Source organism: Thiosulfatihalobacter marinus (genome assembly GCF_016019955.1).
GTDB classification, from domain to species: Bacteria; Pseudomonadota; Alphaproteobacteria; order Rhodobacterales; family Rhodobacteraceae; genus Shimia; species Shimia marinus_A.
Genome location: NZ_JAECRZ010000011.1, coordinates 26,209 through 48,737 on the forward strand (window position 1 = coordinate 26,209; position 22,529 = coordinate 48,737).

Consider the following 22,529-nt stretch of genomic DNA (forward strand, 5'->3'; position numbering starts at 1 on the left):
CTTGGGGTTGGCTTGCGGCAGGGTCAGAATTCCGCGCGCGGGCGGCGCGAAAAGGTCAGGTCCCGCAAGATGACCTGGTTCATCTCGGGGCCTTCGAAAATCAGATCGAGCCACATCTGCTCGACACGTTTTTCATTGAGGTTGGAATAGGCGAGATCGAATTCGACACGGATATCTTCTTCGTGCAAGGGCAGTTCGCGCACGATCTGTTCGGTATTGGGGCCGTGGCGGATATTGAGCCGGGCAAAGATTTCCAGCGGTTTTTCCATTTCCACGATGGTATCGACGCGCACCACGTGGTTGCGACGCAGCCCCTCGACCGAACTGGGCGGCAGGTCCACCACCAGCGACAGGAACGATCCGTCAAAGCGAAACACGTCCATGCGCAGGCCAAAAGGGGCCAGATCGCGATCGCGGGTGTTGCGCAGCTGGCGCAGCGTCAGTTCCGAAATCCGGCAATCGTGAAACAGGGTGACCTCGTTGCCCAGCATCTGCTTGTTCTGCACGGCCGCGCGTCCCTTGAGCGCCAGCGGCTCGCGCCACAGCGCGGGGCGCCACGCCCAATCGGTGCCGTGGGGTTTGGGAAAGGCGTTGGAACCGATCACCGGCAGGGCCAGCCGGCTTTCGGCCACCGAGATCAGCGTATCGAGGTGCTGGCGCAAGACGCGCGCGCCCCGGCGCTGGGTGCGCAGGGTCGCCAGATCCGCATCCGCCGCCCTGCGTGCATTGCGCGCCCAATAGCGGGCGAGCCCGTTCTGGTAGATTCGCTGGAGAAAGTTTCTGCCCTGCGCCATCATGCCCCCGTTTGCCCCGAATTGTTTCCGATGACGCAACAATGCGCGCCCGGCTTTTTCATTATTTACCCAATTGGTTGCCATGAAACAAACGCACATTTTCGGATTATTCAGGGAAGACGCCAGAAACCGGTGGTTTCCCTGTCGCGTGGGATAAGCTAGGGCGATGTCATGAGCGCATATGATCCCCATGACACCCTGATAGCCCCGGCCCGCCCCAGCGCGGCGCTGGGGCGGCTGATTTTTGGTATTGCCGTTCTGGTGATGACGTTTGTCGTGCTGAACATCCTGTGGTTCGGCATGGTGCGCCGTCTGCCCGAGGCCGCAGAGATTTTCCGCGAGATCCAGCAGGGCGACACGGTGCGCGGCATGGTGTTCTTGCTGGGCAGTTTCATCTCGTTGCTGGGGGCGTTGGGTGTGGCGCTGCGCGTGGCGCATGGGCGCGGCATGAGAAGCCTTCTTGGGCCGTTGCGGCACCTCCTGGGGCAGGGCGCCCGGGTGTTTCGCGCCAGCGCCCTGGTGTTCCTGGTGGTGTTTTTTTTGCCGATGCCCGCCGACCTGGCGCCGGAGCGGGCGATGGGCCTGGGGCGCTGGCTGACGCTGGTGCCGCTTAGCCTGGGGTTGTTGCTGTTGCAAAGCGGGACCGAGGAGCTGCTGTTTCGTGGCTATCTGCAAAGCCAGCTGGCGGCCCGGTTCCGCCACCCGGCGATCTGGATCGGGGTGCCCAGCCTGGTGTTTGGCCTGCTGCATTATGATCCGGCCACTTATGGCGATGCCGCTGTCTGGCCAGTGGTCTGGGCGTTTTTCTTTGGGGTGGTCGCGGGCGATCTGACGGCGCGGTCTGGATCTCTGGGGCCGGCGCTGGCGCTGCACGTGGCCAATAATTTCGCGGCTGTCAGCCTGACCGCGATGGATGGTTATTGGGACGGCCTTGCGCTTTATACCCTGCCGGTCGGGCCGGGAGACAGCGCGGCGCTGATGCGGCTGATGCCGATCGAGGGGGCCGTGCTGCTTTGTGTCTGGCTGGCGGCGCGGATTGCCTTGCGACGTTGATTGCATTTCGCGTCCGGTCGGCCTATTTCAGCTGTGTTGCGAAGGCAAAAGGCGAAAGAGCGCATGAACTGGATCACCAACTATGTCCGCCCGCGGATCAACTCGATCTTTTCCCGCCGGGAAGTGCCGGACAATCTGTGGAGCAAGTGCGACGAGTGCGGCACGATGCTGTTCCACCGTGAATTGACGGCGAATCTGAACGTGTGCACGCAATGCGGCCACCATATGGCGATCGGCCCGCGCGAGCGGTTCGAGGCGCTGTTTGACGGTGGTGTGTTCGTCGAGGTGGATGTGCCCGAGCCGCTGGCCGATCCGCTGCATTTCCGCGACCAGAAGAAATATCCCGACCGCATGAAGGCGGCGCAGAAGAAGACCGGAGAAAAAGAGGCCATGCTGGTGGCCGAGGGAGAGATCGGGCGCACCCCGATCGTGGCCGCGGCGCAGGATTTCGATTTCATGGGCGGGTCCATGGGCATGTATGTGGGCAATGCGATCATCGCCGCCGCCGAGCGCGCGGTAAAGCGCAAGCGCCCGCTGATCCTGTTTGCCGCCGCCGGGGGCGCGCGGATGCAGGAAGGTATCCTGAGCCTGATGCAGATGCCGCGCACGACGGTGGCGGTACAGATGCTGAAGGAGGCCGGGCTGCCCTATATCGTTGTGCTGACGCATCCCACCACCGGGGGTGTGACCGCGTCTTATGCGATGCTGGGGGATGTGCAGATTTCCGAACCCAATGCGCTGATCTGTTTTGCCGGGCCGCGCGTGATCGAGCAGACCATCCGCGAAAAGCTGCCCGACGGGTTCCAGCGGGCGGAATACCTGCTGGATCACGGGATGCTGGACCGGGTGACGCCGCGCACGGAGTTGCGTGCCGAGTTGATCACCATCACCCGGATGTTGCTGGGCCTGCCGCCGGCGGTTGCGGGCGATCTGCCCGCGCCCGAAACCGTGTCCGCGCCACAAGTGACCAAGGCGGATGTTGCGGTTGACAAGAAAGCGCCCGGCGGGAAATGACGCAGCCGTCATCTGACATCATCCTGGAGCGGATGATGGCTCTGCATCCCAAGATCATCGACCTGACGCTGGACCGGATGTGGCGGTTGCTGGCGGCGCTGGACCATCCTGAACGCAACCTGCCGCCGGTGATCCATCTGGCCGGAACCAATGGCAAGGGATCGACCCAGGCGATGATCCGGGCCGGGCTGGAGGCGATGGGCAAGGTGGTGCACGCCTATACCAGCCCGCATCTGGCGCGGTTTCACGAGCGGATCCGGCTGGCCGGAGAGCTGATTTCCGAAGACCATCTGAGTGCGGTGCTGGACACGTGCTATGGCGCCAACAAGGGCGCGGACATCACCTATTTCGAGATCACGACCTGCGCGGCGCTTCTGGCCTTTGCCCGCTGCCCGGCGGATTACACCTTGCTGGAGGTCGGGCTGGGCGGGCGGCTGGACGCGACCAATGTGATCGACCGCCCTGCGCTGACGGTGATCACGCCGGTGTCGATAGATCACGAGCAGTATCTGGGCGATACGCTGGGCAAGATTGCCTTTGAGAAGGCCGGGATCCTGAAGCGCGGCGTGCCATGCGTGGTAGGGCCGCAGCCGGACGAGGCGCTTGACGTGATCGAGCGGCAGGCGGCGCGGCTGGGCGTACCGGTGATGGCCCATGGGCAGCATTGGCATGTGCATGAGGAACGCGGGCGGCTGGTGTTTCAGGACGAGAGCGGGCTTCTGGATTTGCCGATGGCGGGCTTGCCGGGGGCGCACCAGATGCAGAATGCCGGCGCGGCGCTGGCGGCGCTGCGCCACCTTGGGGCCACAGAAGACGCCTGTCGCGCCGCCATGGAAAACGTTTTCTGGCCCGCCCGGATGCAGCGGCTGCGTAGCGGGCCGCTGACAGAGGCCGCGCCCGGCGTGGAGCTTTGGCTGGATGGCGGGCACAATGCTGCCGCGGGCCTGGCGCTGGGCGCGCATCTGGCGCGGTTGCCCGAACGCCCGACCCATCTGATTTGCGGGATGCTGAACACCAAGGATGTCGCCGGTTACATGGCGCCGCTGGCGCAGCACGCGCAAAGCCTGCGGGCGGTGTCCATTCCCGGCGAGAGGGCCACCTTGTCCGCCGCGGAAACGGCGGCGGCGGCGCGGTCGGTGGGATTGCGGGCGCATGAGGCCGGATCGGTGGCCGCGGCGCTGGACGGGATCGCGGCAGAAGACGCGACGGCGCGGGTGCTGATCTGTGGTTCGCTTTACCTGGCCGGCGCGGTGCTGCGCGAAAACGGCTGACACGGGTACAAGCCCATTTGACGAGGCGATTCGAACGGGCGATTCGCGGAAAACGAATCGTTTTGCGAATCACCCCATTGACGGGGTCGAATCACTGCGCCTATAGTCGAACAGCCACGGTTTTCCGCCAATGCTCATAGCGAAACGGGAAAGCCACGGGACTATCGGGACAGGCAGGCAGGCAATCGGGGGGCATTGTGCCCCCCAAATAATTTGTGCCTCAAAAATATTTACCTGGGCCGTGCTCCGGTGGTTGGCAGGGCGGCCGGGTTGGCGATAATGGGCCTGAGAGCGTGAGATTGCACGCGGCGCCGGAGGATTGCATGGACGCGGATTTTGCCATTGTCGGAGGCGGGATTGTCGGCCTGTCGGTGGCATGGGGTCTGTTGCGGGCCGGTCAGAGTGTTGTGGTGGTGGACGGGGCGGATGACGCGCTGCGCGCCAGCCGGGGCAATTTCGGGCTGATCTGGGTGCAGGGCAAGGGGCTGAACGCGCCGCATTATGCGCGCTGGAGCCGGCGCTCGGCGGCGCTGTGGGGCGATTTTGCGCAAGAGCTTGAGGATAACACGGGGCTGGATCTGGCGCTGCGCCAGGAGGGAGGGCTGGACCTGCATTTCAGCGATGGCAGCCTGGCCGATTGCGCCACCCGCTACGCCGCGTTGCGCGCTGAACTGGGCGGGGATTATCCGTTCGAGGTACTGACCGGCGCGGCGCTGATGCGCGAAGAGCCCGGGATCGGGCCGAAAGTGGCTGGGGCGGTGCTGCATCCCGAAGATGGCCACGCCAATCCGCTGATGTTGCTGCGCGCCCTGAGCGAGGATGTGCGCCGCCTTGGCGGGCGGCTGGAAACCGGGCGGATGGTATCGCAACTGCTGCCGCCGGGGGAGGGGTTTGCCCTGGGCTGTGCGGATGGCACGGTGTTTCATGCCGGACGGGTGGTGTTGGCGGCAGGACTGGGCGCGGCGGCGCTGGGCCCGCAGCTGGGGTTTGCCGCGCCGGTCACGCCCGAACGGGGGCAGGTTCTGATCACGGAAAAGCTGCCGCCGCTGATCCGGCGGCCGTCGCTGATTGCCCGGCAGGTGGGCGAAGGCGCGGTGCAGATCGGAGCGACGAACGAGCGCGCCGGGCTGGATGATCGCAGCACCCGAAAGGGCATGGCGCAGCTGGCGGCCGAGGCCGTGGCCGCCTATCCGGCGCTGGCCCAGGCGCAATTGGTGCGCAGTTGGGGCGCGTTGCGGGTGATGTCGCCCGACGGATTGCCGATCTATCAGGAAAGTGAGGCGGTGCCGGGGGCGTTTCTGATAACCTGCCACAGTGGCATCACGCTGGCCGCCGCGCATGCGCGGCTGATGCCGAATTGGATTCTGGGGCGCGACGGTGCGCCCGATCTGGAGGTGTTTGGTGAAGCCAGATTTGCGGTTTGAGTTGCTGGACAAGGACGCGCCGCGCGTGACGGTGCGTTTTGCCGGGCAGGCCTATGACGTGCCAGAGGGCGCGAACCTGGCGGCGGCATTGCTGGCGGCCGGGGTCGATGCCTTTCGCCAGACTGCCCATCGCGGGGTGGGGCGGGCGCCGTTTTGCATGATGGGGGCGTGTTTTGACTGTCTTGTCGAGGTGGATGGCGTGTCGCGGCAGGCCTGTCTGATGCAGGTGGCACCGGGGCTGGACATCCGGCCGGCGCGGCAGTTGCGGGAGGGGCCGTATGCCGCGCGCTGACCTGACGATCATCGGCGCCGGCCCGGCGGGCATGGCTGCGGCGGCCGAGGCGGCGGGGGCCGGGCTGAACGTGTTGCTGCTGGACGAACAGCCCACGCCCGGCGGGCAGGTGTACCGCAATGTCGACGAGGCGGCGGCGCGGCGCGGCAAGATTTTGGGCCGGGATTTCACGCGCGGGCGGGCGCTGACGGGTGCCTTGAACCATCCCCGGATCACGCATGTCGCACAGGCCAGCGTCTGGTCTGTGGAGGGGACGAACGTGGCCTATACGGCACCGGATGGCGCGCGCGAGGTGGTCTCGGACCATGTGCTGATCGCGACCGGCGCGCTGGAACGGGCGATGCCGATGCCCGGCTGGACTTTGCCGGGCGTGATGACGGCGGGCGCGGCACAGATCATGCTGAAACAGTCCGGGATTGCGGTGCGCGAGGCTGTGCTGGTCGGGTCCGGGCCGCTTTTGTATCTGGTTGCGGTCCAGTTGTTGCGGGCCGGGTGCCCGCCGCGCGCGTTGGTCGAGACCCAGACGCGCGGCGACATGCGCCACGCGCTGACCCATTGGCGGGCGGCGCTGCGGGGCTGGCGCTATCTGCAACGCGGCGCGGCGATGCTGAACGAGCTGCGCAATGCCGGGGTTCGCCGGCATGTGGGCGCGCGCGATCTGGCGTTGTTGGGGTCGCGTCGGGTGGAGGCGGTGCATTTTTCCTGTGGCGGAGACCTGCATGAGCTGCCGGCGGAGACAGTTCTGTTGCATCACGGGGTTGTGCCCAATGTGCAGGCGACGCGTGCGCTGGGACTGGCGCATCGCTGGGCGCCGCGTCAGCACGCCTTTGTGCCGGTGCTGGACCGTTGGGGGCTTGGCGCGCAGCCCGGGATTTGGGGCGCCGGGGACGGGGCCGGGATTGGCGGTGCGCGGGTTGCGGAACTGTCCGGGCGGATTGCCGGGCTGGGCATCGCGCACGAGATGGGGGCGCTGAGCGAGGCGGAGCGGGACAGGCGCGCGGCGCCGCTGTTGTCGGCAAGGGCGGTGGAGATGAGCATTCGCCCGTTTCTGGATCGCGCCTTTCCGCCCTATGCGGCGGCGCTGGTGCCGGCGGACGCGGTGACGGTGTGCCGCTGTGAGGAAGTGAGCGCCGGTGAAATCCGGCGCGCGGCAGAGCAGGGATGTGCCGGGCCCAATCAGGCCAAGGCCTTTACGCGGGCAGGAATGGGGCGCTGTCAGGGGCGGTTCTGTGGGTTGAGCGTGACCGGTATTCTGGCCGAGATGCAGGGGCGAGACCCCGGTGAGATCGGATATTTCCGCGCCCGTCCGCCGTTGCGCCCGGTGACTTTGGGCGAGGTGGCGGCCCTGCACGACCCGGATGATCCGTTGGTGCAGGCGGGGCCGCATGGCTGAGATCCTGACGGATCCGCTGGCGCATATGCTGCTGCTGCTGACGGTGCTGGCGACGGCGGTGATGGCGGCATCGGCGGCGTTGCAGGGGGTGCGCCACGAGCTGGATCTGTTCGGGGCCACGGTGATCGCGGTGGCGGCGGCCGTGGGCGGGGGCACGGTGCGCGACCTGTTGCTGGGGCGGATGCCGGTGTTCTGGATCACGGATCTGACCTATCTTCTGACGGCGATCCCGGTGGGGGCGCTGGCCTTTCTGGTTGGGCGGACGTTGCCGTCCGGGAATGGGCGGCGGTTGCGGCTGTTGATGATGTTTGACGCGGCGGGGCTGGCGCTGTTCACGCTGGTGGGGATCGAGGTGGCGCTGGGGGCGCAGGTTCATCCGTTCGTCGCGGTGGTCATTGGCTGCATCAACGGAACCGTGGGCGGGATGATCCGAGATATCCTGTGCAACGTGACGCCTTCGGTGCTGCGCGAGGATCTGTATGCCACGATCTCGCTGGCGGGCGGCGCGGTGTTCGTGCTGATTCAGCCGCTGATGGATGTGCGGGCCGCGATGGGGGTGAGCTTTGGCCTGATGCTGGTGGCGCGGCTGGTGGTGATCCAGCGCGGCGCGCGGGGGTAGGGGCGGATCGCGCGGCGCGCCCGGCGCGGTTATCTTTCGGTTGGTTGATCCCTGATCCGTTCCCAGGCGGCAAGGGCCATGTCGGGGAGCAGGGTCAGGCCGAAGCGGGTGGTCAGGACCGTTTCGAAAATGTCCGCCCTGTCGATCAGCGTTATCTTGCGGTCTTCGCGATAGGCGCGGTTGAACAGGCTGATCCGTCCGTCGGGGCGGTGCAGGGACAGCATCAGGTTGTCGCGAAACGGGGCGCCGTGCCAGCGGGCGCTCAGGAAATTGGCGGCCTCGAAATCCACCGGGGCGACCTCGACCCGGTCAAAGCTGTAAAGCGCGTACCAGCCTTGCGGGGTTCGTTTTTCCACCACGGTTTCGTTGGTGGTGTCGTCATGGCGCACCCGGTAGGTGCCGCTGGCGGTGGCCTGTTGCGCGTTGGTGTCCAGTTGCAGCGGTGCGGGGCTGACGGGACCGCCAAACCCGACATCGGCCAGGTATTCATGCCGGTCGATGGCCACGATCCAGGCCTGGTGCGTGCGCGCGCCGCCATGGGGCGCGCCGTTGCGCACACGGGCCAGGAGCGGCTCGGCGGCAAAACCCCATTCGCGCAACGCAAGGCCGAACAACGCGTTCAGCTCGAAGCAATAGCCGCCCCGACCGGCGCCAAGCAGCTTGTCCTGAAGCGCGTGCGGATCAAGATCGGGGACCGTGCCCAGCAGGGGATCGAGGTTTTCGAAGGGGATCGCGCGAAGTTGGGCGGCCTGAAGCCTGTGCAGCCCGTCCAGCGTGTGGGGGGCGGGGGCCGGGAGGCCCAGGCGGGCAAGGTAGGCGTTGGTATGCAGCATGGCGCTAGTATAGGGAAAAATATTCGGCCTGCTCCCATTCGGAGAGGGCCGAGACATAGCGGGACCATTCGGCGCGCTTGATCGTGGTGAACCAATCCACGAAACCCGCGCCAAGCGCGTCCCGGTACAGCGCGCTGTTTTCGAAATGCATGATGGCGTCGGCCAGGCTGGCGGGCAGGGCGGGTGCGGTGCCGTCATAGGGTTGTTCGCAGGGCGGCGGGGCGATCATGTCGCGATCCAGCCCCGACAGGCCCGAGATGATCTGGCTGGCAAAGACGAAATAGGGGTTGGCGGCGCTTTCGGGCACGCGGTTTTCGATGCGGCTGGCCGGGTCGCCGGGGGCGAGCAGCGCGCGCAGCATGGCGCCGCGATTGTCCTGGCCCCATTGGATACGGTCGGGCGCGAGTTGAAACGGCTGATAGCGTTTGTAGCCGTTCACGGTGGGCGTGGTCAGCAGGCAGCTTTCGTTGGCGTGCACCAGAAGGCCGGCGATCCATGCGGTGGCGTAGGGTGTCAGCGCGCCGTTGGAGCCGGGGGTGAACAGGTTGTCGCCGTTGGCGTTGCACAAAGATTGGTGCAGGTGCCAGCCGGAGGCGGCGGCGTTTTCCAGCCGGGGGCGGCACATGAAGGTGGCATGCAGCCCGCGCCGGGCGCAGAGCTCTTTCGCCATGGTGCGGAACATCACCATCGTGTCGGCATGGGTCATCGGGTCGGCGGGATCGAAGGTGAATTCGAACTGTGACGGGCCCATTTCGACCTCGGTCGAGCGCACCGGCATCCGCATGGCCTGCGCGGTGCGGCGCAGATCGTCCATCACCGGCTCTAGCTGATCGTAAAGCGCATCGGTGAGGAACTGGTAGCCGGTGGCCAGCGGGCGGGTGCGCGGCGGATGTGGCGGCATGGTGGTATCGCGGTGGCGCGGATGCGGGTCGCGTTTTTCGAAGACGTGGAATTCCAGTTCAAGCCCCACGGTCAGCGACAGGTCGCGCGCGCCAAGCCGGTCCAGCGCGGTGCGCAGCACGCTGCGCGGGGCAAATGGGATCGGGGCACCGGATTTGAAATGCGCGTCACACAGAAGCCACGCGGAATGGGGCGACCATGGCAGGGGGTGGAAGGTGGCCGGATCGGGAACCAGCAGGATATCGCCCGCGCCGCGCATCGGATCGGCATCGGTGGCGGCCGCACCGGACCAGACCGGAAAGACGGTGCGGTGCGATGTGTCCTTGAGCAGCAGGGTGGACGGCGCGGCCATGCCGCCCGCCAGGATCGCGGGCAGGGCGGCGGCGGTGACGGTCTTGCCGCGCAGGACGCCATGCTGATCGGGGAACAGCACGCGGATGGTTTCAAGATCCGAGGCGGCCACGGTATCGGCCAGCGTGGCGGCGGCGTGGATCCGCGCATCCGGCATCAGGCCAAGGCGCGCCAGGGCGCCGTTTGCGATCATGTCCTTGTGGCGGGTCACGGCGGCTCCTGTTGTGATGGCTTTGTTCCGGGGATCAAACACCAGTGGCGTGTGCGCGGCAAGGTTTGCGCGCGCGCTCTTTGGCCCTGGGCGGGCCGCTTCGCTAGGGTCAGGACCCATTAATCCTGCGCCACTAGTTTAACAGATTTGCTGTCTGACTACGTACAATGCCGCAGGAATAGTGGTTCTATTTCAAGGCATTGAAAGGACGTCAGGCGGCAAATCCGTCAAATCCGTAGGACGCCAAATCCACTTCATCCCAGCGGCTTGGCACGCTTGGAAATAGAGCCACTATGTCCGGCGCGCGCCAAACCCCCGATATTTCGTGGATTTGGCGCCAGTGGTGCAGGATTAACGGGTCCTGACCCTAGATCGTGGCGTCCCAGTCGGCGCAGGCGGCGCGGCGGGCGGCGTCGCCTTTTTCGAAGGACAAGCGCCAGTTGCCGTCGGCGGTGAGCGTGTCGTTGGAGATCGGGCCGCGAATGGTCGCCGGGTCCACCCCGTTGCGCATCGGCAGGGCGGTTTCGTCGCCGTCCTGAAGCGCCTGGATCGCGGCGCGCAGCTTGCGGCGGTTGGCGATGATCGCCACGTCTGTCTTGCCCAGGTGTTCGCGGGTGCGATCCTGGATCGCGCCCATGCTTTCGACCGCCCATTGATCGTGTACGTTGATATCCAGCCCCATGCCGGTATAGGTCTCGCGCGCCTGTTCGTCCGGGTCATAGCCGTAATTGTTGCGCCTGTTCTTTTTCGGCGCATAGGTCGGCAGGACGTGTTCGGCAAGGCGCTGGGCGCGCATCCTGTCCTTGTCCACTGGTTTGTCGAAGCTGGTGAACATCGAATACCAGTAGCAGGTTTCATCGTCGATCGGGACGTGCCACTGGGTGATGATCATCTCGCGCGACATGGGGATCGAGATCGCCTCGGGGAAGATCTGGTTGGTGACGCGCACATGGGTGCGCCCGTCATCCAGATGGCGCAGGGCGATGATGCGCAGGCCGTACTCGGTATCTTCGACGGTGATGTCGGGACGGGGGTATTCGCGCAGAAGGCGGGTCATGGGGATTTCGGTATCGGCGGCGGTGTCGCGAAATTGCTTGCCATAGCTTTCGGCGGGGTCTTCATCCTGAAGAAAGCGGTGCAGGAACGAGGCATGGGCCGGGTCTATGCCGACTTCGAGCGCCTGGAGCCAGTTGCATTCCCACAGTCCCTTGAAGGCAAAGACATGGGTATCGGGCGCGCGGAAGCAATCGAGATCGGGGAAGGCGGGCGGTTCGCCGGGGCCCATATAGGCAAAGACGATGCCGTTCCTTTCGACCACCGGATAGGCGGTGGCGCGGATACGTTCATGCATCCGGCTGCCGTCCGGCTCGCCGGGTTGTTCGACGCATTGGCCCGCGCGGTTGAAGTGCCAGCCGTGAAAGGGGCAACGCAGGCCGTTGTCTTCGAGCCGGCCAAAGCACATGTCGGCGCCGCGATGCGGGCAGGCGCGCTGGATCAGGCCCAGCTTGCCCTCGCTGTCGCGAAACAGCACGAGATCTTCGCCCAGCAGGCGCACCGGCACCACCGGACGGTTCCCGGCAAGTTCGTCCGACAGCGCGGCGGGCTGCCAGTAGCGGCGCAAGACCTGGCCCGCCGGGGTGCCGGGGGTGATGCGGGTAATAAGGTCATTCTGTTCCTGGCTGATCATGTGAAGGCCTCCGCTTTCGTTGTGGGGATGGTTGCGCAGGTCGGCGCCTATCGCAAGGGGTCAGTGGATGCACAAAGGTGATCGCAGGTTACGGCGCAATCGCAGCCATGTCACAAGGGTTTCACGCAATGCCCTTAGCGGTTCCCCGCGACGTATGATCCGTCACACCAGAACAAGGAGATTCGCATGACCCGTATCGACGCCACCGAGCTTACCTTTGACGAACTGGATGAACTGAATTTTCCCCGCCCCGACGAGAACGATTTTGACCGCGTGGTCGAGCGCGCGATTTCGCGGCGCGGGTTCCTGGGCGGCGTGCTGGCCTTTGGGTCGGGCGCGGCGGTGATGGGCACCGGCCTGCTGGGCGGCGCCTCGGCCCGGGCGATGGGCGCGTCGCGCTTTGCCTTTACGCCGATCCCGATCCAGACTGATTTCGAGGTGCATGTGCCCGATGGCTATGGCACCCAGGTTCTGGCCCGCTGGGGGGATCCGCTGTTTTCGGATGCCGATGGCTATGACGTGGCAGAGGGCGGCCCGGTCGCGGGGTCGGACCGGGTATTCGGCGAGAATACCGATGGCATGGAGACCTTTACCCACAAGGGGCGCCAGCTGATCGCCGTCAACCACGAGTACACCAATCGCAAGATCAACCTGCCCGCCGCGCAGGAAGGCACGCCAGCCAACGCGGGCGACGTGGTGAAGTTGCAGAACCTGCAAGGCGTCACGGTGATGGAAATTCGTGAGGGCGACAGCGGCTGGGAGGTGGTCAGGGACAGCCCCTATAACCGCCGGATCACGCATAACACGCCGATGAAGATCGTTGGCCCCGCCGCCGGGCACGCGCTGATGCAGACCGGGGCCGATCCGACCGGCACGATGTCGCTGGGCACGATGAACAACTGTGGATCGGGCACGACGCCCTGGGGCACCTATCTGACCTGCGAGGAAAACTTCAACGGGTATTTCGGGGCGACGGGCGCGCTGCCCGGCGGGGCCGCTCTGGAGGCTGGCTACTCCCGTTATGGGATCGGTGCCGACGGTTGGGGGTATGACTATCACAAGCACGATCCTCGGTTTGATGTCTCGGAAAATCCCAACGAGCCGCATCGCGCGGGCTGGGTGGTCGAGATTGACCCGACCGACCCCGAGAGCACGCCAGTCAAGCACACCGGTCTGGGCCGGTTCAAGCATGAGAACGCCGAGGTCGTGCTGGCCCGCGACGGGCGTGTGGTGGTTTACATGGGCGACGACGAGCGTGGCGAGTTCCTTTACAAGTTCGTGTCGAACGGCACCTATAGGCCGGGCGGATCGACCGAGGGGCTGTTGGATGACGGCACGCTGTACGTGGCCCGGTTCGAGGAGGACGGCACCGGCCGCTGGATCGCGCTGACCCCCGAAAGCACGGGCATGGAGCCGGCCGAGATCCTGATCTTTGCCCGGATGGCCGGGTCCACGGTGGGCGCGACAACGATGGATCGCCCGGAATGGATCGCGGCCAACCCCCATGCGGTCGAGGCCTATTGCTGTCTGACCAACAACAAGAACCGCGGGGTCAAGCCCAATGCGGGGGGCGACGAAACCCCGGTCAACGGCCCCAACCCGCGCGAGACCAACCGCTATGGCCAGATCGTGCGCTGGTTCCCGAAGGACGATGACCACGCCGCCGAGGCGTTTGACTGGGATCTTTATGTGATGGCGGGCAATCCGGGCGTCTATAACAACGTCTATGGCGGGTCGGAAAACATCAACGAAGGCAACCTGTTCAACGCGCCGGATGGCATGGCGTTCGATTCGACCGGGTTGGTGTGGATCCAGACCGATGGCGACGACGGCAACGCCGGGGATTTCGCCGGCATGGGCAACAATCAGATGCTGGCGGGCGATCCGGCGACCGGCGAGATCGTGCGGTTCCTGACCGGGCCGCAGGGCAGCGAAGTGACCGGGCTGGCCTGGTCGGCGGACCGGCGCACGATGTTTGTCGGCATCCAGCACCCCGGCGGCAGCTGGCCCACCGGCAGCGGCCTGCCCCGGTCGGCGGTGATCGCGGTCAAGCGCGACGACAACGGGCTGGTCGGCTGAGCCCGACCTGAAGAACACTTGCCGCGCGGGCGACCGCGCGGCAGGGTGAGGTGAGCCTATCGGCCTTGGGAGGTGCCTCATGCAGATTGTCGAAGACTTCCCGTTCGAGGTGGAGGAAACGCCGCATGTGGCCATTCCCATGCCCGACGGTGTGAATCTGTCGGCGCGGATATGGCGGCCCGTAGGTGCCGGTCCGGTGCCAGCGATCCTGGAATACCTGCCCTATCGCAAGCGCGACGGCACGGCGGTGCGCGATGCGCTGACCCATCCCTATTTGGCCGGGCATGGATACGCCTGCGTACGGGTTGACATGCGCGGTTGCGGTGACAGCGAGGGATTGTTTGACGACGAGTATTCCGAACAGGAACTGGCCGATGGTGTGTCGGTGATCCACTGGCTGGCCGCGCAGGGCTGGTGCAGCGGCAGCGTGGGCATGATGGGAATCAGCTGGGGCGGGTTCAACGGATTGCAGATCGCCGCGCTGGCGCCGGAGCCGTTGAAGGCGGTGGTCAGCATCTGTTCCACCACGGACCGTTATGCGGACGACATCCATTACAAGGGCGGCCTGATGCTGGGCGAAAATCCCGGCTGGGCGGCAACCGTGCTGGGCTGGTTTGCCCTGCCGCCGGACCCCGAGATCGTGGGGGAGGGCTGGCGCGAGATGTGGCTGGAGCGGCTGGAGAACACGCCGTTTCTGGCGGCGAAATGGGTGGAGCATCAGCTGCGGGACGATTACTGGAAGCACGGTTCGGTTTGCGAGGATTACGGTGCGATCAAGGCGGCGGTGCTGAGCGTGGGCGGCTGGCATGACGGGTATCGCAACACGATGGCGCATCTGGTGGAGAATCTGGACGCGCCGGTCAAGGGACTGGTGGGGCCGTGGAACCACAAATACCCGCATTTCGCGGTGCCGGGGCCGCGGATCGATTTTCTGGGTGAAATGCTGCGCTGGTGGGACCGCTGGCTGAAGGGCGTGGACAACGGGGCCGAGGACTGGCCCGAGATGCGCGTCTGGGTGATGGACAGCGTGGCCCCGAGAGTGAGCTATGAAGAGCGGCCCGGGCGCTGGGTGGCGATTCGCGACTGGCATGGCGAAAGATCACCGGAGACCTGGCATCTGAACGGGGCAATGCTGGCCGGCGGTCCGGGCGACGTGGCGCGCAAGGTGGTTCCGTCGCTGGCCTGCGGGCAGGGGACGGGTGAGTATTTCCCGTTTGGCTTTGGCCCCGGAGAATTGCCCGACGATCAGCGGCGGGACGATGCGCTGAGCTGTTGTTTTGACAGCGCGGAAACCCCTGGTGCGCGCGATATCATTGGCGCGCCGGAGGTGACGCTGCGGTTGTGTTCGGACAAGGCACGGGCCCAGGTGGCGGTTCGGTTGTGCGATCTGCGCCCGGACGGCACCAGCGCCCTGATCGCCCATGGGTTCCTGAACCTGCGCCAGCGTCAAGGGCGCAGCGCCATGCAGGATCTGCCGGTGGGAGAGGTGGTCGAGGCGCGCGTGGTGCTGGACCAATGCGCCTATCACCTGCCGGCCGGGCATCGGTTGCGGCTGGCGGTATCGTCCAGCTATTGGCCTTTTGTCTGGCCGGAGGCGGAGCAGGCGGTGCTGGAGATCGTCGGAGGGCATATGTCGCTGCCGCTGCGTCCGGTGGCGCAGGGCGACGAATGGGTGTTTGACCCGCCGAAAGCGGCGCCGCCGCTGGCCCGGGAGCGGCTGGAAAAAGCGCGGGAATCCAAGCGGTTGATTCTTGATGCCGGGAGCAATACCCTGAGTTTGGAGATCACCGGAGATGACGGCAAGCTGCGCGATCTGCCCACCGGGCTGGATCACGCGACCCGCGTCGAGGAACGGTTTGTCATTCGCGAGGGTGATCCGCTTTCGGCCGAGGCCAGCTTTCGCTGGGACCGGTCCCTGGGGCGCGGGGCTTGGGGCGCGCGGGTGATTTCCGGGGTGACGATGCGGGCGGATAAAGCCGGTTTCATCGTCGAGGCCGACATGGAGGTGCGCGAGGGAGACGCGACCGTTTTTGACCGCAAATGGCGGGCGCAGGTGCCGCGCGCCTGAGCCGTTTCGCGAAAAAGTTTGAATGAGTGTTTAAGTTTTTCCTTGATTTGTGATCCGGCTGGACCGCAGCATGGGAAAAAAGCAAGTGACCAACGGGAGATCAACAATGAATGACGAACTGAAATATCTGAGCAGCCGGGCTGCGATGGGGCGTTTGACACGCCGGAATTTCCTGGGCCGGGCCAGCGCGCTGGGTCTGAGCGCGGTTGCCGCCAATACCATGCTGGCCGGTGCCGTGAAGGCCGCCGGACCGAAAAAAGGCGGGACGATCAAGGTTGGCGTGGAGGGCGGCAGCTCGTCCGACAGCCTTGATCCGGCGCTGTCGACCAACACCACCATGGGGACGGTGACACGGCTTTGGGGTGAACCGCTGGTGGAACTGGCGGCGGGCGGCGGGCTTGATGGCCGCGTTGCCGAGAGCTGGGAAGGATCCGCCGACGCCAGCGTGTGGACGTTCCGGATTCGTCAGGGCATCACGTTCTCCAACGGCAAGGAAGTGACTGCCGAGGACGTTGTCGCCACGATGGATCGTCATTCGGGCGAGGATACGAAATCTGGTGCACTGGGTGTGATGCGCGGCATCAAGGCGATGCGCGCGGAAGGCCGTGACTTTATCGTCGAACTGCATGAAGCGAATGCGGACCTGCCGTTCCTGATGACCGATTACCACCTGATGATTCAGCCCAATGGCGGCAAGGATGATCCCAGCGCCATGATCGGCACCGGCCCCTATATCATCAAGAGCGCCGATCCGGGTGTGCGCTATGTGGCCGAGAAGAACCCCAATCACTGGGATGACAGCCAGGGCCATGCCGACACGATCGAACTGTTGGTGATCAACGATGACACGGCGCGCGTTGCGGCGTTGCAGTCGGGTCAGGTTCACATGATCAGCCGGGTGCCGCCGCGCACCGCCGGGCTGATCGCGCGGGCGCCAACCATCAACGTGCACACCAAGAGCGGACCGGGCCATTACGTGTTCATCGCGCATGTCGATACCGCGCCGTTCAACAACCCGCACGTGATGATGGCGCTGAAATACGGCATCAACCGTCAGGAAATGGTCGACAAGATCCTGTTTGGTTATGGGTCTATCGGCAACGACATTCCGATCAACGCGTCTTATCCGCTTTTCACCCCGCTGCCGCAGCGCGAGTATGATCCGGAAAAGGCCGCGTTTCACATGAAGAAATCGGAATATGACGGCCCGATTCTGCTGCGGACCTCGGACAACTCCTTCCCTGGAGCGCCGGATGCGGCGGCGTTGTTCCAGCAATCCTGTGCCGCGGCGGGGATCAAGATGGACATCAAGCGCGAGCCCAATGACGGTTACTGGTCGGAAGTCTGGAACAAGCAACCCTTCTCTACGAGCTACTGGAGCGGTCGCCCGGTTCAGGACCAGATGTATTCGACGGCGTATCTGTCAACGGCGGACTGGAACGATACCCGGTTCAAGAACCCGCAGTTCGACCAGTTGCTTGTTGCCGCACGGGCCGAGCTTGACAGCGCCAAGCGCAAGCAGATGTATGCCGACATGGCCCTGATCCTGCACAATGAAGGCGGGCTGATCGCGCCAATGTTCAACGATTTCATCGATGGCGTGAGCGACAAGATCGGTGGCTGGGATGAAACCGCCGGGTTCGGCCTGATGAACCTCTACGCGCCGGTGAAAACCTGGGTCACTGCCTGATATGCACGTGGCGTTAAAACTGGTGTCCCAGCGTCTTGCGCTGGGGCTTCTATTGCTGTTCATGGTTTCGGCGCTGATTTTCGCCGGCACGAATATACTGCCCGGTGACGTCGCCCAGAGTATTCTGGGCCAATCGGCAACTCCTGAAGCGTTGGCGAACCTGCGTGAAGAGCTCGGGCTGAACGAACCGGCGCTGAACCGCTATTTCAGCTGGCTGGGCGGGGTTTTGCAGGGCGACCTGGGCACGGCATTGACCAGTGGCCAGGACATTGCCGAAAGCATGGGCAAGCGCCTGTCGAACACGCTTTTCCTTGCCATGTGGGCGGCGATCATTTCGGTTCCGCTGGCCGTTTTCCTTGGGCTGGTTGCGGTGCGGTTTCGCGATCGTTGGCCGGACAAGCTGATTTCCGGCGTTACGCTGGCGTCGATTTCGATCCCCGAATTCCTGATCGGATATGTGCTGATGTATTTCATTGGCGTCAAGCTGGGCTGGGCGCCGACGGTGGCAACGATCTATGACGGCATGAGCCTTGGCGAAAAGCTGCAAACCATCGCGCTGCCGGTGGCCGTTCTGACGCTGGTGGTTCTTGCGCATATGATGCGTATGACCCGCGCGGCGATATTGAACGTGATGCAGTCGGCCTATATCGAAACGGCCGAACTCAAGGGGCTGACGATGTTCCTGATCATCTGGAAACATGCGTTCCCCAATTCTATCGCGCCGATCGTGAACGTGGTGATGCTTAACCTGGCCTATCTGGTGGTGGGTGTGGTGGTGATCGAGGTGGTGTTCACCTATCCCGGCATGGGGCAATACCTTGTGGATCACGTGTCCAAACGCGACCTGCCGGTGGTGCAGGCCAGCGGGCTTGTGTTTGCGGCCGTCTATATCGGGCTGAACATGGTTGCCGATATTGTCGCCATCCTGTCCAACCCGCGATTGAGGCATCCGAAATGATCAAGAATATGCCAGTCTCGGCGATGGTCGGGCTGTTTTTCATGGCCCTCTATTTCCTGATGGCGATCTTTGCGCCGTTGCTGGCGCCCTATGGCATGGCCGAATCGGTGGGTGACGTATGGGAGCCAGCCAGCGCGGAGCATTGGCTGGGCACCGACAATATCGGGCGCGATCTGTTGACGCGGATGATCTATGGCGGCCGGACGACGATATTCATCGCGACGGTGGCGACGATCCTGAGTTTTGTCACCGGGTCGGTTCTGGGGTTTCTGGCCGCTGTTGTCGGGGGCTGGGTGGATCAGGCGCTGAGCCGTTTTGTTGATCTGCTGATGTCGATCCCGTCGCTGATCTTTGCGCTGGTGATCCTGTCCGTGATGCCGGTGACGGTGCCGGTTCTGATTGTGGTGATGGGATTGCTGGATTCGACGCGCGTGTATCGTCTGGCCCGCGCGGTGGCGGTGGATATCAACGTGATGGACTACGTTGAGGCCGCCAAGCTGCGTGGCGAGGGGCGGCGCTGGATCATTTTCCGCGAGATCCTGCCGAATGCGCTTAGCCCGCTGGTGGCGGAAATGGGGCTGCGGTTCATCTTCATGGTGCTGTTTGTCTCGACATTGTCGTTCCTGGGGCTGGGCGTGCAGCCGCCGCAGGCCGATTGGGGCGGGATCGTGAAGGAAAACAAGGACGGGATCGTCTACGGCATCGGTGCCGCGCTTTATCCGGCGGTCGCGATTGCGACGCTGGCGATCAGCGTGAACCTGGTGGCCGACTGGGTGCTGAACCGCACGACCTCGCTGAAAGGGGGCCGGGGATGAGTGAGTCCTTGCTGAAAGTCCGCGACCTGAAGATCGGCGCGACGGTGTATCCGCCGGGCGAGAAGCCGCATGATATCGAGATTGTGCATGGTGTGTCCTTCGATCTGGAGAAGGGCAAGGTGCTGGGCCTGATCGGAGAGTCGGGCGCCGGGAAATCGACCATCGGGCTGGCGTCGATGGCCTATGGCCGGGGCGGTGTGGAGATCACCGGCGGCGAAGTATGGGTCAACGGGCGCGATATTCTGAAGACGCCGTTGCAGGATGTGCGCAGTTTGCGCGGTGGCGAAGTGACCTATGTCAGCCAGTCGGCGGCGGCGTCGTTCAACCCGGCCAAGAAGATCATGGACCAGGTGATCGAGGCCTCGGTGCGTCACGGCAAGTTTTCCAGGAAAGACGCCGAGGCGCGGGCTATCGAGCTGTTTGCCAGGCTGGGCCTGCCGGATCCGGAGACCATCGGCAACCGCTATCCGCACCAGGTGTCGGGCGGGCAGTTGCAGCGCTGCATGACGGCGCTGGCGCTGTGCCCGGAACCGGATCTGGTGGTGTTTGACGAGCCGACGACGGCGCTCGACGTGACCACGCAGATCGAAGTGCTTATGGCGATCAAGGAGGCCATTCGCGACACCGGGGTTGCCGCGCTTTATATCACCCATGATCTGGCCGTGGTGGCGCAGGTGAGCGACGATATACTGGTGCTGAAGATGGGCGACATGGTGGAATACGGATCCGTCGACCAGATCATCAACGCGCCACGGGAAGAATATACCCGGGCGCTGGTGTCCGTGCGCTCGATCGACCACAAGGAAAAGGAGCCAACGTCCGAACCGGTGCTGAAGGTTGAAAACATCACGGCGCGTTATCGGGGTACGAATTTCGACGTGTTGCATGATGTAAACGTGGAATTGCATCCGGGCCAGACGCTGGCGGTGGTGGGTGAGAGCGGATCGGGCAAGTCGACGCTGGCGCGGGTGATCACCGGGCTGTTGCCGCCCAAGGAGGGCAGTATCCATTTCGCGGGACGTGATCTCTCGGCCGCCCTTGGCGGGCGTTCTCGAGAGGATCTGCGCGAGTTGCAGATGATCTACCAGATGGCGGATGTGGCGATGAATCCGCGCCAGACGGTGGGCACGATCATCGGGCGGCCGCTGGAGTTCTATTTCGGGCTGCGCGGCGCGCAGAAGCGCAAGCGGATCGTGGAATTGCTGGACGAGATCGAGATGGGGATCGAGTTTATCGACCGCTATCCGGCCGAGCTTTCGGGGGGGCAGAAGCAGCGAGTGTGCATCGCGCGCGCGCTGGCGGCCAAGCCGAAGATGATCATCTGCGACGAAGTGACCAGCGCGCTGGACCCTTTGGTGGCGGATGGCATTCTCAAGCTTTTGCTGAACCTGCAAAAGATCGAGGATGTGGCCTATCTGTTCATCACCCATGATCTGGCAACGGTGAAGGCGATCGCGGATTCGATTGCGGTGATGTATCAGGGCGAAGTGGTGCGGTATGGCGGCAAGACGGAGGTGTTGAGCCCGCCCTTTGACGATTATACCGACCTGCTGTTGAGTTCGGTGCCGGAAATGAAGCTGGGCTGGCTGGAAGAGGTGATCGCGAACCGCAAGATGGAGAGCGCGGGCAACTGAGCTTCGCTGCCCCCCTTTCGGGCGGCGGGCAGGAGAATTTCTGGCAAAATGAAGCGGCTCCGGGATCGGGGCCGTTTTTTTTGTGCGTGGTGCGACGGATCTACGGGTGGGCGCGTATCAGGGTCAAGTGAACAAGAAAGGACTTCGTTGCGATGACCGTTAAGCAGTATCTATTCATCGCCGTGTTGGGCTTTGCCTCGTTGGCCGGGTTCTACCTGAGCGAAACGGCGGCGCAGGAGCGGCACGCGACAGCGCCGCGATTTGCGGCCATTGGCGCCGATCTGGGGGTGCGCGCGGATCAGGTTGCGGCCTGTTTTCCCGGGTCGGACCTGAGTGGTGGCGGTCAGCCTGCGCGCCGGGACATGCGCGCGGTGGCGGCCTGTCTGAAAAGCGCGGATGCGGGGCTGAGTGACGCGCAGATCGCGCAGGCGTTGGCGGGCAACGCGCCTGTGCGCGGCGGACGGGGGCAAGACGGCTGATCCGGGGATCTGAACGTCCTGGAAATGGGGGGTGACGTGGCTGGACAAGGGCCGCGGCGAATTGCGGGAAGGTCCGTGTTGTGCCTAGGGTAGTGGCAATGCAAATCACGCGATGCGAGGGCGAAGATGGACAAAAAGCTACTGCTGATCATTCTGGACGGGGTGCCGTGGCGCAACTGGGAGCGGTTGTTCGGCAATCTTGAGGGATGGGTCGAAAGTGGCGAGGCCAGGAAATGGCGGATGTCGGCGGTGCTGCCGTCGATCTCGGCCAGTTGCTATGCGTCGATCCATACCGGCGTGACGCCGCAGGAGCATGGGTGCACCGGAAACGGCAATGTGTTCCGCATAAGCCAGCCGGATATATTCAGCGAAGTGCGCAAGGCGGGCGGCGTGACCGGGGCGGTGGCGCATTCCTTCTGGTCAGAGTTTTTCAATCGGCATCCGTTCGATTTCGTGCGTGACATTGAGTATGACGAACCCGACAGCGAGACCATCAACCACGGGCGGTTTCACACGATGACGGGGTATGGCGCGGCCAACCAGATGACGCCGTCGGATGTGGACCTGTTTGGCACGCTGACCAATCTGTGCCTGCGGTTCGGGCTGAATTACGGGATGTTGCACACCTGTACGCTGGACAGCATGGGGCACCGGTTTCAGCATGAAAGCCACGAGATGGATCATGCCTGTTTCGTCATGGACGAGATGTTGGCACCGTTTATCCCGAAGTGGCGCGCGGCGGGTTATGAGGTGATCGTGACGGCGGATCACGGACAGGACGAACGTGGGCATCATGGCGGGCGCGGGACGTTGCAGCAGGAATTCGCGCTGTATTATTTTGGGCCGGGCGAGGGGCCTTCGGCGGATACCGTGCTGCACCAGTTGCAGCTGGCGCCGACGGTTTTGAGCCGCCTGGGTGTGCCGGTGCCGGAAACCATGAAGGCGCGGCCATTTCTGAGTTGAG

General features: G+C 64.4%; 19 protein-coding genes. 15 read left to right on the plus strand and 4 right to left on the minus strand.

Annotated elements, in window-relative coordinates; translation table 11 throughout:
- Positions 1 to 23 precede the first annotated feature (23 nt).
- Complete coding sequence (locus I3253_RS15065; RefSeq protein WP_197918708.1) at positions 24 to 794, minus strand: DUF6478 family protein; 771 nt, start codon at positions 792 to 794, stop codon at positions 24 to 26.
- A gap of 171 nt (positions 795 to 965) precedes the next feature.
- On the opposite strand from I3253_RS15065, the gene I3253_RS15070 reads away from it, so the two are divergent.
- The 7 genes from I3253_RS15070 to I3253_RS15100 all read left to right on the plus strand — a co-directional run bounded on the left by I3253_RS15070 (position 966) and on the right by I3253_RS15100 (position 7,860).
- Entirely contained in the window at positions 966 to 1,847 is an 882-nt protein-coding gene (locus tag I3253_RS15070; RefSeq protein ID WP_197918709.1) for a CPBP family intramembrane glutamic endopeptidase, read from the plus strand.
- A gap of 63 nt (positions 1,848 to 1,910) precedes the next feature.
- Positions 1,911 to 2,861 carry an acetyl-CoA carboxylase, carboxyltransferase subunit beta gene (gene accD, locus I3253_RS15075; RefSeq protein WP_197918710.1) on the plus strand — a complete coding sequence of 317 codons (951 nt, stop codon included), beginning with the start codon at positions 1,911 to 1,913 and terminating at the stop codon, positions 2,859 to 2,861.
- On the plus strand, positions 2,858 to 4,132 hold the full coding sequence (locus I3253_RS15080) for a bifunctional folylpolyglutamate synthase/dihydrofolate synthase (protein ID WP_197918711.1): 1,275 nt from the start codon (positions 2,858 to 2,860) through the stop codon (positions 4,130 to 4,132). The genes accD and I3253_RS15080 overlap by 4 nt, the downstream gene beginning before the upstream one ends.
- A gap of 323 nt (positions 4,133 to 4,455) precedes the next feature.
- The gene (locus I3253_RS15085) at positions 4,456 to 5,556 is read left to right on the plus strand and encodes an NAD(P)/FAD-dependent oxidoreductase (protein WP_197918712.1); all 1,101 of its coding nucleotides are present in this window, start codon (positions 4,456 to 4,458) and stop codon (positions 5,554 to 5,556) included.
- Positions 5,534 to 5,848 carry a 2Fe-2S iron-sulfur cluster-binding protein gene (locus I3253_RS15090; RefSeq protein WP_332255706.1) on the plus strand — a complete coding sequence of 105 codons (315 nt, stop codon included), beginning with the start codon at positions 5,534 to 5,536 and terminating at the stop codon, positions 5,846 to 5,848. The genes I3253_RS15085 and I3253_RS15090 overlap by 23 nt, the downstream gene beginning before the upstream one ends.
- Positions 5,835 to 7,241 (plus strand): FAD/NAD(P)-dependent oxidoreductase, encoded by a 1,407-nt coding sequence (locus I3253_RS15095; RefSeq protein ID WP_197918713.1) that lies wholly within the window; start codon positions 5,835 to 5,837, stop codon positions 7,239 to 7,241. Before I3253_RS15090 ends, I3253_RS15095 begins: the two co-directional genes overlap by 14 nt.
- Positions 7,234 to 7,860 (plus strand): trimeric intracellular cation channel family protein, encoded by a 627-nt coding sequence (locus tag I3253_RS15100; protein ID WP_232237091.1) that lies wholly within the window; start codon positions 7,234 to 7,236, stop codon positions 7,858 to 7,860. Before I3253_RS15095 ends, I3253_RS15100 begins: the two co-directional genes overlap by 8 nt.
- Positions 7,861 to 7,889: 29 nt before the next feature.
- On the opposite strand, the gene I3253_RS15105 is transcribed toward I3253_RS15100, so the two are convergent.
- The 3 genes from I3253_RS15105 to I3253_RS15115 form a co-directional block, all read right to left on the minus strand.
- On the minus strand, positions 7,890 to 8,693 hold the full coding sequence (locus I3253_RS15105; protein ID WP_197918714.1) for an arylamine N-acetyltransferase family protein: 804 nt from the start codon (positions 8,691 to 8,693) through the stop codon (positions 7,890 to 7,892).
- A 4-nt stretch (positions 8,694 to 8,697) separates the two neighbouring features.
- Positions 8,698 to 10,155: a glutamine synthetase family protein gene (locus I3253_RS15110; protein ID WP_332255707.1), complete on the minus strand. Its 1,458-nt coding sequence runs from the start codon at positions 10,153 to 10,155 to the stop codon at positions 8,698 to 8,700.
- 367 nt (positions 10,156 to 10,522) lie between these two features.
- Positions 10,523 to 11,842 (minus strand): aromatic ring-hydroxylating dioxygenase subunit alpha, encoded by a 1,320-nt coding sequence (locus I3253_RS15115; protein ID WP_197918715.1) that lies wholly within the window; start codon positions 11,840 to 11,842, stop codon positions 10,523 to 10,525.
- A gap of 186 nt (positions 11,843 to 12,028) precedes the next feature.
- On the opposite strand from I3253_RS15115, the gene I3253_RS15120 reads away from it, so the two are divergent.
- The 8 genes from I3253_RS15120 (at position 12,029) to I3253_RS15155 (ending at position 22,528) form a co-directional block, all read left to right on the plus strand.
- Positions 12,029 to 13,921: a PhoX family protein gene (locus I3253_RS15120; RefSeq protein ID WP_197918716.1), complete on the plus strand. Its 1,893-nt coding sequence runs from the start codon at positions 12,029 to 12,031 to the stop codon at positions 13,919 to 13,921.
- Between the two features lie 79 nt (positions 13,922 to 14,000).
- Complete coding sequence (locus I3253_RS15125) at positions 14,001 to 15,989, plus strand: CocE/NonD family hydrolase (RefSeq protein WP_197918717.1); 1,989 nt, start codon at positions 14,001 to 14,003, stop codon at positions 15,987 to 15,989.
- A gap of 106 nt (positions 15,990 to 16,095) precedes the next feature.
- Positions 16,096 to 17,679 carry an ABC transporter substrate-binding protein gene (locus I3253_RS15130; protein ID WP_197918718.1) on the plus strand — a complete coding sequence of 528 codons (1,584 nt, stop codon included), beginning with the start codon at positions 16,096 to 16,098 and terminating at the stop codon, positions 17,677 to 17,679.
- Position 17,680: 1 nt separating this feature from the next.
- A complete protein-coding gene (locus I3253_RS15135) occupies positions 17,681 to 18,637 on the plus strand; it encodes an ABC transporter permease (RefSeq protein ID WP_197918719.1) in 957 nt (318 codons plus the stop codon).
- Positions 18,637 to 19,452 (plus strand): ABC transporter permease, encoded by an 816-nt coding sequence (locus tag I3253_RS15140; protein ID WP_197918796.1) that lies wholly within the window; start codon positions 18,637 to 18,639, stop codon positions 19,450 to 19,452. Before I3253_RS15135 ends, I3253_RS15140 begins: the two co-directional genes overlap by 1 nt.
- Positions 19,449 to 21,086, plus strand: coding sequence for an ABC transporter ATP-binding protein (locus tag I3253_RS15145; RefSeq protein WP_197918720.1), 1,638 nt, complete (start codon positions 19,449 to 19,451; stop codon positions 21,084 to 21,086). Before I3253_RS15140 ends, I3253_RS15145 begins: the two co-directional genes overlap by 4 nt.
- Positions 21,087 to 21,238: 152 nt before the next feature.
- Positions 21,239 to 21,565, plus strand: a complete 327-nt coding sequence (locus tag I3253_RS15150) for a hypothetical protein (protein WP_197918721.1) — start codon at positions 21,239 to 21,241, stop codon at positions 21,563 to 21,565.
- Between the two features lie 126 nt (positions 21,566 to 21,691).
- The gene (locus I3253_RS15155; protein WP_197918722.1) at positions 21,692 to 22,528 is read left to right on the plus strand and encodes an alkaline phosphatase family protein; all 837 of its coding nucleotides are present in this window, start codon (positions 21,692 to 21,694) and stop codon (positions 22,526 to 22,528) included.
- Position 22,529: the final 1 nt, after the last annotated feature.